The sequence below is a fragment of the Spirosoma litoris genome, assembly GCF_054776755.1.
On the sequence record NZ_BAAHBI010000018.1, the window covers coordinates 1 to 14258 of the forward strand.

3 protein-coding genes are annotated in these 14258 nt (G+C 54.5%); all 3 read right to left on the reverse strand.

All coding sequences use genetic code 11. The features are described from left to right. A partial coding sequence (locus ACYVGR_RS12175; RefSeq protein ID WP_460956902.1) for an SdrD B-like domain-containing protein occupies window positions 1-12102 on the reverse strand: 12102 nt, incomplete at its 3' end. Between the two features lie 2 nt (window positions 12103-12104). Further along, entirely contained in the window at window positions 12105-12545 is a 441-nt protein-coding gene (locus tag ACYVGR_RS12180) for a hypothetical protein (RefSeq protein WP_460956904.1), read from the reverse strand. Window positions 12546-12796: 251 nt separating this feature from the next. Next, window positions 12797-14258, reverse strand: a 1462-nt coding sequence (locus ACYVGR_RS12185; RefSeq protein WP_460956906.1) for an SdrD B-like domain-containing protein, incomplete at its 5' end; no start/stop codon positions are given.

A 14258-nucleotide genomic window follows, 5' to 3' on the forward strand; every position in this document is an offset into this window, starting at 1 on the left:
ACTCTGACCCGCAGCCAAACCAGCAATTGGCGTATTCAGCGTCGCCATGCCGTTGCTGGCCGTCCAGTTGGCATCGTTGAGCGTTAATCCCGCTGGGATGTAATCTGTAACCTGAACGCTCGTCGCATCTACATTACCCTGGTTAATCACCGTCACCGTGAAGGTTACATTGCTACCCGCGACCACATGGGCAGGCTGGCCAGGAGCCAGTTTCTTGGTCAGGGCCAGATCGAAGACCGGCGTGCTACAATCCGTTGGCGTAGTTAGCACCGCTACTGGTGAAGCCACACAACCATTGGCATCCTGGATGGTCAGCCTATACGTACCCCCACTCAAGTTATTGATACTGCTGGCCGTTGAGCCAGTGCTCCAGGTGTAACTATACGGAGCTGTACCACCACTGATGCTCACCAGATTGACACTACCCCCGTTCACACTCGCACAGGTAGGTTGAGTGGGCTGGAAGACCGCTGCAATCTCCGTGGGCTGAACCACCGTGAAGCTCTGCACCGCCATACAACCATTCGCGTCACGAGCCGTCACCGTGTACACGCCCGCCCCTACGTTAGTCAGATCCTTGCTGGTCGAGCCATTGCTCCACTGGTACCCAATCGGTGGGGTGCCGCCATTGACAGTCAGCATCACACTACCCGTCTGAGTGCCAAAACAGGTCACATTCGTCACCACCCCACTCAGTTGAGGACCGGCCAGGTTGCTGATGTTGGCCGAAGTCACACCCACACAACCAGCGGCATCACTTACCGTGACGCTGTAACTACCCGGAGCCACATTGACCAGATTCTGGCTGGTAGCCACCAGGGTTCCAGCTGCATTGCGCCACTGGTAGCTGTAAGAGCCAGAGCCCCCACTCACCTGAAGGCTGATGGAGCCCGTGGCCTGACCACAAACCGCGTTCTGAGTCGTAGCCACTACAGTCACTGGGCTGCTGTTGCCCACCACTACTGAGGTCGTGTTGCTGCAACCACTGCCATCCGCGACAGTCACCTGATAGGTACCCGCTGGTAGACCCGTCATCGTGGCACTGGTGCCCACCAGCACACCCGATGTATTGGTCCACTGGTAGGAGTAGGAGCCGCTGCCACCACTCACCTGCACGCTGGCACTGCCGTTCGGCGCACCACAGGCCGTCGGACTGGCCTGAGCCAGAATCACCGGCGCACTCGTCGAAGAGATGGTCACCTGCTTCTGACCCACACAACCCTTGCTGTCGGTTACGGTAATCGTGTACACACCTGGGGCCAGGCCCTGAGCAATCGAACTGCTGCTCACCACACTGCCCGATGCATTGGTCCACTGATAACTATAGGGAGCTATTCCACTACCCGCATTCACCACTACCGTAGCAATCCCATTGGACTGACCACACAAGGCCAACGTCGTACCCGTGTTCAAGCCCAGAGCCGTACACACCGTGCACGAAGCGGGTGGTACAACCACTACTTTGGGAGAACAACCGTTCGCTGTCGTTACGGTCAGACTCAAGGGAATACCCGAAGGAATACCACTGATCAAGCCGTTGCTCACACTGCCCGCACTCACCAACACCGTCGCGCCCGGATTCACCGTGTAGCTCACTACATACGTAGCCCCACTGCCACACTCAGGACCACTCAGACTAATGGCGGGGTTCTCACAAGGATTGCTGCACGACACTGGGCTCACCACCGTTACTCGTGTCACACAGGTGCCACTGCCACTGGCGGTCACCACCACATTGGTCCCCACCGGAATCTGTTCGATTCGATGAGCCGATCCGTTAACCACACCCACGTTGCTGGTTATACCACCACTACCCACTAATCGGTAACTCACCGTGTAGGTAGTACCCATGCACAAGGGTTGACCTACCGTTAATTGAGGGGGCGTACAGCCGTTGGGGCCGGAGGCATTGCAGCCCGTCGGTGAATCCACTGTAGCTACGTTCACGCAGCCCACCCCATTGCTGGCACTCACACTCACAGGGGTGCCCACCGGAATATTAATCACACTCAGCCCACTCACCGTGCCCGCACTGGCCACGATGTTAGTGCTACTGGTGTACACACTCACACTATAGAAGCCACTGCCATTGCAGACGGAGTTGCCCACCGTCAAGATCGGCTTTTCACAAACCTGCGGATTACAACCCGTTGGTGTGATGAGCACCGCTACCGGCGAAGCCACACAGCCATTGGCATCCTTGATGGTCAGCACGTAAGTGCCACCACTCAGATTGCTGATACTGCTGGCCGTTGAGCCAGTGCTCCAGGTGTAGCTGTAAGGCGAAGTACCGCCACTGATGCTCACTAGACTCACACTACCCCCGTTCACACTCGTACAGGTCGGTTGAGTCGGCTGGAAGACCGCTGCGATCTCCGTTGGCTGAGTGATGGTGAAGCTCTGCACAGCCATACAACCATTCGCATCCCGAGCCGTTACCGTGTACACACCAGCTCCTACATTCACCAGATCCTTGCTGGTCGAGCCGTTGCTCCACTGATAACCGATCGGTGGGGTGCCGCCATTGACACTCAGCATCACACTACCCGTCTGGGTACCAAAACACTTCACAGCCGTCACCACCCCACTCAGTTGAGGACCGGCCAGGTTGCTGATGTTAGCCGAAGCCACACCCACACAACTACTGCCATCCACCACACTCACCGTGTAGGAACCTGGGGGCACATTCACCAGATTCTGGCTGGTGGCCACCACCACCCCAGCGGCATTGCGCCACTGGTAGGTGTAGGAACCACTGCCCCCACTCACCTGTAGACTGATGGAGCCCGTGGCCTGACCACAGACCGCGTTCTGAGCCGTAGCCACTACCGTCACAGGGCTAGAGTTACCTACCACTACACTCGTTGTGCTGCTACAACCACTACCATCGGCCACACTCACCATATACGTACCTGCTGAGAGGTTCAGCACACTGGTGCCCGTGCCTACCACGATACCTGCACTCGTCGTCCACTGATAGGTATAGCTACCGCTGCCACTGAGCACATTCACACTGGCACTGCCGTTAGGCGCACCACAGGCGGTCGGACTGGCCTGAGCCAGAATCACCGGCGCACTCGTCGAAGAGATGGTTACCTGCTTCTGACCCACACAACCCTTGCTGTCGGTGACGATAATGGTATACACACCTGGGGCCAAGCCCTGAGCAATGCTGCTCGAACTCACCACACTACCCGAGGCATTGGTCCAGGCATAGCTGTACGGAGCCACACCACTGCCCGCATTGACCACTACCGTAGCAATGCCATTGGACTGACCGCACAAGGCCAACGTGGTGCCCGTATTCAGACCTAAGGCCGTACATAATGGCGTCACCGTAATCACCTCAATATCACTATCATCCTCGTCCTGAGACGGATTATTCTTATGATCACCACTCGTATCATCATTCACCGGCGTGCCATCGTTATCCGGATTGTCATCGGGTGTCGAATCTTTATCCGTTCCACCCGAGGCACTGCTGATCTCAGCCGTGTTGGTCAGACTACCTACGAAGCTGTTGCTCACCGTGAAGGTGATGTTGCGCGTCACAGTCTGACCCGCTGGCAGACTGGCAATCAGCGTATTGAGCGTTGCCTTACCGTTGCTGGCTGTCCAGTTGGCATCATTCAACGTCAGGCCAGCCGGAATGTAATCCGTCACCTGAACATTGGTCGCATTGACACCACCCTGATTGATCACACTCACCGTGAAGGTCACCTGACCACCAGCGACCACTGTCGCAGACTGGCCACTGGACAACTTCTTGGTCAAGGCCAGGTCGAAGGCGGCACAGTTGCTCGGAGTGGGCAACACCGCTACCGGAGAAGCCATACAACCATTGGCATCCTTGATGGTCAGCATATAAGTACCACCACTCAAGTTATTGATGCTAGCGGCTGTGCTGCCATTGCTCCAGGTGTAACTGTACGGAGCCGTACCCCCACTGATGCTCACCAGGCTGATACTACCGCCCGTCAGACTTGTACACGTCGGATACGTCGGCTGGAAGATAGCTGCAATCTCCGTGGGCTGCGTGATCGTGAAGCTCTGAACGGCCATACAGCCGTTGGCATCCCGAGCCGTCACCGTGTAGACGCCAGCGCCAACGTTGGTTAGATCCTTGCTCGTCGAGCCATTGCTCCACAGGTAGCCAATCGGTGGAGTACCACCCGACACGGTTAGTACCACACTACCCGTCTGGGTACCGTAGCATTTCACATTCGTAGGCACACCCGAGACCTGAGGACCTACCACATTACTGATATTGGCCGTCGCCAGGGCTGTACAGCCCGTAGCATCCGTTATCACGACACTATAAGAGCCCGGAGCGGCATTGGTCAGATTCTGACTGGTAGCCACCACCCCACTGGCTGTTCGCCACTGATAGCTGTAACCCGGAGAACCGCCACTTACCTGCGCACTGATCGAGCCGTTAGCCTGACCACAAACCGCATTTTGGGCCGTAGCCACTACCACCAGCGGGGTGCTGTTACCCACCACCACAGAGGTCATGCTATTACACCCGTTGGCATCCACTACGTTCACCGTGTAGGTGCCCGCAGGCAGATTAGCGACACTTGCACTGCTACCCACTACGGTGCCTGTGCTTGTGGTCCATTGGTAGGTATAGTTACCGCTGCCGCTGGTTACCTGCACACTGGCACTGCCATTGGCCAGACCACAACTGGTGGGGACCGCCTGAGCCACAATCGCCGGGGCATTGGTCGAAGAGATGGTCACCACCTTCTGGCCCGTACAGCCTTTGCTGTCGGTTACCGTAACGGTGTACATGCCCGCAGCCAGACCTTGCGCAACGCTGTTACTGCTCACAACGGTGCCCTGTGCATTGGTCCATTGATAGGTATAGGGAGCTACACCACTACCCGCATTAACCACCACCGTAGCAATCCCATTGGACTGACCACATAACGCTAGCGTCGTACCCGTGTTCAGACCCAGAGCTGTACATACCGTACAACTAGCGGGTGGAACCACGACTACCATTGGGGAGCAACCGTTCACTGTCGTTACGGTCAGACTCAAGGGAATACCCGAGGGAATACCACTGATCAAGCCGTTGCTCACACTGCCCGCACTCACCAGTACCGTAGTACCCGGATTGACTGTATAGTTGACCACATAGCTCGTAGCCCCATTACTACATTCAGGACCGCTCAGGGTGATGGCTGGGTTCTCACAGGGGTTATTGCACGAAGCCGGACTCACCACCGTGACCCGCGTGACACAGGTGCCACTACCTGTAGCGGTTACCACTACATTGGTCCCCACCGGAATCTGCTCGATCCGACGAGCACTGGCGTTGACTACACCCACATTGCTGGTCACTGTACCTGTGCCTACTAATCGGTAGCTCACCGTGTAGGTGGTGCCCATGCACAAGGGTTGACCTATCGTCAACTGAGGTGGCGTACAGCCATTGGGGCCGGAGGCATTGCAGCCCGTTGGTGATTCCACCGTAGCAACGTTCACGCAGCCCACCCCATTGCTGGCACTCACACTCACAGGCGTGCCCACGGGTATATTGATCACACTTAGCCCGCTCACCGTGCCCACACTGGCCACGATACTGTTAGCGCTAGTGTACACACTTACACTATAGACCCCACTGCCATTACAAACCGGGTTGCCTACCGTCAGGATCGGCTTCTGGCAGGGCACATAGAAGCCTGCATCCAGAGTCGGATTGTTCTCTCCAGGAGCCAACGTCACCGACTCGGTCTTACCCGTTACCGGGTTCACATTCGAATCCTTCGTCGGATCGCTGCCACTATATTGGCTGGTAGTGGTATACCCACTCGGTGACGTAAAGCCTACCACATAGCTGATGCTATTGCCCGGTGTCAGACCCGTGAAGCTGTAGAAGCCACTGTTGTTGGTTACCGTCGTGGCCGAGGCCACGCCGTTGGTGTACAACGTCACCACTACCCCCGGAATGCCTGGTTCACCCAAATCCTGAATACCATTCTGATTCACATCGTTCCACACAAAATCACCTAACGATGCCGTCGGGATGTAATAGCCCGCATCCAGAGTGGGGTTGAATTCACCAGGGGCCAGGGTGACAGATTCCGTTTTGCCCGTTATCGGATCGGCATTCGAGTCCACCGTGCGGTCGCTGCCACTGTACTGACTGGTGGCCGTGTAGCCGCTCGGGGCCGTGAAGCCTACTACATAACTGGTGCTATTGCCAGGCGTCAAGCCCGTGAAGCTGTAGAAACCGCTACTGTTGGTCACCGTGGTGGCCGAAGCGACTCCGTTGGTGTACAACGTCACCACCACACCAGCGATGCCTGGCTCGCCTGCGTCCTGAATGCCATTCTTGTTGGTATCCAGCCACACATAGTCACCTAGACCCGCGCTGGGCACATAGAAGCCCGCATCCAGAGTCGGATTGTTTTCTCCAGGAGCCAACGTCACCGACTCGGTTTTGCCCGTTACCGGGTTCACATTCGAATCCTTCGTCGGATCGCTGCCACTGTATTGACTGGTGGTGGTGTAGCCACTTGGCGGGGTGAAGCCCACCACATAGCTGATGCTGTTGCCCGGTGTCAGACCCGTAAAGCTGTAGAAGCCACTACTGTTGGTCACCGTCGTGGCCGAGGCTACGCCGTTGGTGTACAACGTCACCACTACCCCCGGAATGCCCGGTTCACCCGAATCCTGAATGCCGTTATGATTTGTATCGTTCCACACATAGTCACCCAGTGAGGCCGTGGCACAGGTGGTAATACTGACCGGACAACACAGGCTCGCACTGCAACCCGTCGTTGGATCAGCCGCACTGTAGCTATACATACCCGCTACGGTGGCTACGTAATCTGCCGACGTGGCTCCTGGAATAGCGACCCCATCCTTGTACCATTGTACATTGGTATAGCCACTGCCTACCGTTAGGGTAAACGAAGTCTTGGTTCCACACAGCGTATAGCTGGCCGGTACACAAGGGGCAACTGGAATGATACCCGCATCCACGGTCAGATCCTGCTGACCCGCTGTCAGACTGTATACACCTGTTTGACCGCCCACACCCGCATCACTGTCCGTAGCGTCATTGCCACTATTCGGGGTGGTGAAGGTCGTGCCCGAAGGAGCCGTGAAGACTACGTAGTAACTACCTGGATCTAAGTTGGTAAACAGATATTTACCATTCCCGTCGGTCACCGTAGTAGAAACGACTGTGCCGCTCACTGCATCGTGCAGTACCGCTGTCACGCTGGCTACACCCGTTTCATTGGGGTCCTGCTGGCCATTCTGATTCGTATCGAACCACACAAAATCACCCAGGCTCGCCTTTAATGGGGTCACCGTGATCGGTTCGGGATCGCTGTCGTCCTCATCCTGAGATGGGTTATTCTTATGATCCCCACTGATATCGTCATTGACGGGCGTACCGTCATTAGTCGGATCACTGTCAGGGGTTGAATCCTTGTCAGGCAGGTTCTGAACATTGCTCGCACTGCTGATCTCAGCCGTGTTGGTCAGCGTACCCCCCGCGAAACTACTGCTCACGATAAAGGTGATAGTCCGCGTTAGGCTCTGACCGGCCGATAGACTCGCAATCGCTGTAGTCAGCGTGGCCAGGCCGTTGCTGGCGGTCCAGTTGGCATCGTTGAGCACCAGCCCAGCCGGAATATAATCCGTCACCTGAACATTCGTCGCATCCACATTGCCCTGGTTGTAGATCGTCACCGTGAAAGTCACGTTGCTGCCCGCGACCACCGTCGCACTCTGACCAGGACCTAACGTCTTCTTCAACGCCAGGTCAAACACAGGGGCAGGACTCACCGTGATCACCTCTGGATCACTATCGTCCTCATCGCCACCCGTCTTGCCGTTCTCATTGATCACGTCATTCTTCGGCGTGCCATCATTGCTCGGATTATTATCTGGCGTCGAATCTACGTCCGGCAGATTCTGGGCATTGCTGGCACTGCTGATCTCGGCTGTGTTGGTCAGGCTGCTGGGCGCGTTCGCATTCACCATGAAGGTGATATTCCGCGTCACACTCTGACCGGCACTCAGACTGGCTATCGCTGTAGTCAGCGTCGCTAAGCTACCATTGGCTAACCAGTTCGCATCGTTCAGCGTTAGCCCAGTTGGGATGTAGTCCGTCACCTGAACATTCGTCGCGTCCACGTTACCTTGGTTGTAGATCGTCACCGTGAAGGTCACATTGCTGCCAGGAGTTACATTGGCAGACTGACCAGCCGCTAAGGTTTTCTTCAGAGCCAGGTCGAAGACCGGAATTGGAATAATGCCCGCGTCTACGGTCAGATTCTGCTGACCCGCTGTCAGACTATACACCCCTGTTTGGCCACCTACACCCGCATCACTGTCCATAGCATCGTTGCCACTGTTGGCCGTGGTGAAGGTCATCCCCGAAGGAGCCGTGAAGACTACATAGTAATCGCCTGGATTTAAGTTCGTAAATAAGTATTTGCCCTGACCGTCGGTCACCGTGGTGCTCACCACCGTGCCGCTTACTGCATCGTGTAGCACAGCTGTTACAGAGGCTACGCCTGTTTCAGTAGGATCCTGCTGACCATTCGGATTCGTATCCAACCACACATAGTCCCCTAAGGAAGCCTTCAGCGGGATCAGTCCGGCATCGACGGTCAGATCCTGCTGACCTGCCGTCAGGCTGTAAACGCCCGTCTGACCACCCATACCTGCATCACTATCGGTGGCATCGTTGCCACTGTTCGGTGTGGTGAAGGTCGTGCCCGTGGGAGCCGTGAAGACCACGTAGTAACTACCCGGATTCAGGTTCGTAAATAAGTAATGGCCTGTTCCGTCGGTCAGTGTTGTACTCACTACAGTGCCACTCACGGCGTCATGCAATACGGCTGTCACTGAGGCTACGCCCGTTTCGGTGGGGTCCTGCTGGCCATTCATATTCGTATCCAGCCACACATAATCGCCTAAGCTGGCCAAGGCACAGGTGGTTACACTCACCGGACAACAAGATGTGAAGCTACAGCCCGAACTACCCAGGCCACTATAGCTATACACACCTGATTGGCTCACTATGTAGTCGATTGAGGTCGCTCCAGCTATCGCTACGCCATTTTTGTACCACTGGATACCGGAACTGACACTTCCGGCGGTCAGGGTTAGCGAGGCTGTGGGACCGCACAACGTGTAACTGGCGGGATTACAGACAGGAATCAGTCCTGCATCGACGGTCAGATCCTGCTGACCCGCTGTCAGGCTATATACCCCCGTCTGACCACCCACGCCCGCATCACTGTCCATAGCATCGTTGCCACTGTTGGCCGTGGTGAAGGTCATACCCGAAGGGGCCGTGAAGACCACGTAGTAGCTGCCCGGATTTAAGTTCGTAAATAAGTATTTGCCCTGACCGTCGGTCACCGTCGTAGAAACCACCGTGCCGCTCACTGCATCGTGCAGTACCGCTGTCACAGAAGCTACTCCCGTTTCGGTGGGGTCTTGCTGACCATTCTGGTTGGTGTCGAACCATACATAGTCACCTAACGAAGCTTTCAGTGGGATCAAACCGGCGTCTACGGTTAAGTCTTGCTGACCTGCCGTCAGACTGTAGATGCCCGTGCTACCGCTCTGACCCGTCAGACTCGCCACATCACTGTCGGTGGCATCAGCCCCACTGTTCGGCGTGGTAAACGTCGTGCCCGAGGGAGCTGTGAAGACGACATAATAGCTGCCGGGATTCAGGTTCGTGAACAGATAATGGCCCGTTCCGTCCGTCACCGTCGTGCTTACCACTGTGCCGCTCACCGCATCGTGCAGCACTGCCGTCACATTGGCTACGCCCGTTTCAGTGGGATCCTGTTGGCCGTTACTATTGGTATCCAGCCATACATAATCGCCCAGACTGGCGGGTACGTTGGCCGTTAACCCAAAATCGTAGGTGTGATTATTAGCGCCAGTAGGACCCGTGGTCAACTGAATCGTTGGCAGACCACCCACCACAAACGCATCATTATTATTGATGGTATTGCCAGTATTGGTAGTCCCTGCCGTCTCACCCGGAGCCATGGTAACGCCTGCCAAGCTCAGACCCGATGTCGACGTATTGCTACCCAGGGCTGTGATTTTGAGCGTATAGTTGGTATTGGGCTGTAGATTCAGGCCATACCGACTGCTGGCTGTGGTGGTGCTGGTGGCCGACGAGAAAATGTAGTTCCCGTTGGCATCAGTCGTAGCTGTAGCTATCACATTACCCGACCCATCAGTGAGTTGTACCGTTACGCCCACCAAAGCTGGTTCCCCTGGGTCCTGGATACCGTTGTTGTTGGCATCTTTCCAGACTCGGTTCCCGATTTCGATCGGCGCGGGGTCACATAGAATTTCTAAGTCACCTAGGCCGTTGGCTTTATTGAGATAAATTGCATCATTACTAAGAGTATTGTACAATTGAAACCCTTTCTGATCACTCCCATCCTGAAGACTGAGAAAAGTTACTCCCCCACTAGCGGTATTTATTGGGTCTACAGCCGTTTCTACTACTTCATTGGAACCTGGCAGGATAGCCAATCCTCCTATACTTAACTCCTGATGATAGGTTCCGATGAAATCCCCCTGGAAGAATTCACCTCCCCCAGGTCCTTGTCCATTTCCTACCCCGCCACTTTTTCCATCTATCTTACCATTATTTTCCAGCGTATATGTACCTGTCGATGCCGTGTAAGAAGCCACCAAAATATCACCTGAGATAAAGCCTTCATATAATGAAGTTCCTGTCAAGCCATAATTATTATGGCCATACTTGTCACCAGCCCTATCTCTTAATCCCAAAATCATTTCACCACTAGCCGGATCGAATTCAATGTCTGCTAACATAGGCTCCGGAGCAACGATATTCCCAGTTCCTGCATAAACTAAGCATACTGGCCCAAATGTATTCGACCAAGGTATCCATTGACCAGCACTTGGACAACCAAAATATGCATACCCTTTGGGATAGTTTAGCGGAAAACTCAGTACTGATGTAAAGGTATTCCCATCAAACTTATACACCGTCGCCTTCAAATCAGCAGTATTCTGAGAAGTCTCAGCTGTACACACTTGCCCTACATATACATTCCCCTGATAATATTTGAGACCCATGTTTACCACATCGTTATTACTACAACTCTGAGGAACTGTCCAACTGCCTTTCAGGGTCTTGCTTGCTACATCAATGGCATAGAGCTTTTTATCATACAGGTTAGTCAAATAAAGCGTCGTACCATCATCGGATAGATCAATATCGCCAATGCCTTCTTTACCCACTAATGGAAAAGTTGCGGCATCATTAGAGGGAGTTGCCACTCCTAGACCTCGGCCAGCATCGTTGGCTATAGAGCCAAAGTTTATGCCCAACGTAGTTAGATCCAGCCACAAACTCGTGGCGTTGGTTGTGGTATTGGTCACAAAAATGTTGCCCAAATCGCCCTTTCCGTCGTTGTTCAAATCAGGTAGGCCCACGTGACGCTTTAACCAGGAGCTGCTAAACAATTGCCTGGTCTGGCGATTATAGGCTAACCCACAGGTCGAACCGACCTGTGTTTGGGTGGCTAAGTGGTTTACCGTTCCTGATGTACCACTGTTTGTATACGGCCAACTTACCAATACATCCCCCGTACCGCTAGCCGCCCCGTTCAGATAACAGGGTGTTGCCAGATTGGGATTAGACTGACAATAATTGCTTGGGTAGTTAATACCAAAATTGACATTGGTAGCCGGCCCTGTTACAAACTGTACCGACGTATTATTCTGTGCACCCACCGGGCCGCTGTAGTAATACGAAGGTAAGCCTGAAAACTCTACCCGCGCCGGCCCCGTTACCCCTGTTAGGGTATACGAGCCACTAGCAGTCGTGGTTGTAGAGGCTACCGCTGTTCCGGCCGCATTGTAGGCTTTTACGACGATACCACCGTAACCCGGTTCGATATTGGGCGAGGCTGTGCCTTGAGATCCATTGGCATTAAAGTCCTGATAGACCTTACCACTCACTTGAGCCCACGCTCCACTGGCTGTCAGCAAACACAGCCATAGACCTGCCAGGATTGCTCCCCAGGTCTTTTGTCGAGAAATCATCATGTATAGGTGCTGCATGGTCATAGCTCAGTTAGTGGAGATGGGTCATCAGCACCGGTGCGCTGATAACAGTGAGTTTCATAAAGTTGATGATAGGGTAGAATAGGCTGAACAAATGCCGGGCCGGGAGGCCATTTTTCGTGCTGGCACCTGGCTATCCACAAGCGGCCGTCGTCCCGATCCCTGTAATAATGATAGGTTGACTGATCGGTAGCCGCCATCAGCCACGAGTGCCCCCGGATGCGTACATGCCCCTGTAGGACTTCATTTCGGGTGTTTATACTATAATTAGCCAGGCTCAATAGTCGCTCCCCAGAACCGCCCCAGCGATTAGTAGTCGGGTTATCGACAAGTCCGCTGGTCAGTTTTAGCCAAAGCAATAAACTCGTTAGGGCGAACATCCAGTGCGCCTGTTTGCCTAGTCCTAAATACCTATTTGTATAATTACTATAGTTTATCATAGCCTTAAAAGTTACTGGGCATGGCACGCCCGATCAGTTGGGGTCGACGATTGATCAGCACCTATCTCGCAGGGCTAACGTTTCATTTTTTTAACAACGGTTATCTATATACGACACAGAGTAACCACTCTGTTTGTTTCTTATCGTGTCTGTTTTCCAGGCCATCCAGCAGGTTTACAAAGGCAATCGGGCAAGGGCTCCCTCGTCGGTGAGCTGATGCACCGATTACCTTTGTCAATACCCCTTTGTGTCTATTTGACAGTTATACTCGTCGTACAATTTGGACTCGTACACTTCGGTATCAGACCCGCATCTACCGTCAGGTTTTGCTCGCCTGCTGCCAGGGTGTAGTTCCCCGTCTTACCGCCTACGCCCGCATCGCTGTCGGTGGTATCGTTGCCCGTGTCAACCGTCGTGAAGGTTGCTCCACTCGGTGCCGTGAAGACCACATAGTAGGTGCCGGGGTCCAGATTGGTGAACAGGTAATGGCCCGTGCCATCGGTTACCGTTGTACTAATCGGCTGGTTGGTGCTCGCATTATAGAGCGTCACCGTTACCCCAACCGCTGGCGGTTCATTCGCATCCTGCTGGCCGTTCTTGTTGTTATCGTACCAGACATAATCACCTAGCGAAGCCTTCAGCGGAGTCACCGTGATGGTTTCGGGATCACTGTCGTCTTCATCCTGAGAGGGATTGTTCTTATGATCGCCTGACGTATCATCATTGACCGGCGTGCCATCGTTGTTCGGATTATTATCCGGTGTCGAGTCCTTATCGGGCAGATTCTGAGCATTGCTGGCACTGCTGATCTCAGCCACGTTGGTAATGCTTCCACCCGCGAAACTACTGCTTACCATGAAGGTGATATTCCGCGTTAGGCTCTGACCAGCACTCAGACTGGCAATCGCCGTATTGAGCGTCGCTAAGCTACCATTGGCTGTCCAGGCCGCATCGTTCAGCGTTAGCCCAGCCGGGATGTAATCCGTCATCTGGACATTCGTCGCATCCACATTACCCTGATTGTAGATCGTCACCGTGAAGGTTACATTGCTGCCTGCTGCCACCGTCGCACTCTGACCAGGGGCCAGTTTCTTGGTCAAGGCCAGGTCGAAGACTGGGGTTGGACTCACCGTAATCACTTCAGGATCACTGTCGTCCTCGTCGTCAGCCGGATTGCCCTTATGGTTTCCATTCAGATCGTCGTTGATCGGCGTACCATCGTTGCTCGGATTGTTATCCGGACTGGAGTCCACGTCCGGCAGATTCTGGGCGTTGCTGGCACTGCTGATCTCGGCGGTGTTGGTCAGGCTGCTGGGCGCATTCAAACCCACCGTGAAAGTGATGTTACGGGTTACACTCTGGCCTGCCGACAGACTGGCGATCGCTGTAGTTAGCGTCGCTAAGCTACCATTGGCTAACCAGTTCGCATCGTTCAGCGTTAGGCCGGTTGGGATGTAGTCCGTTACCTGAACGTTCGTCGCGTCCACGTTACCCTGGTTGTAGATCGTCACCGTAAAGGTTACGTTGCTGCCAGGAGTCACATTGGCAGACTGACCAGTTGCGAGGGTTTTCTTCAGAGCCAGATCAAACACTGGCGTTGTGCAATTGCTCGGCGTAGGCAACACGGCCAGGGGCGAGGCAATACAGCCGTTGGCATCCTGAATAGTCAGGGTGTAGATTCCGCCCGATAGTCCACTGATGCTGGGCGTCATG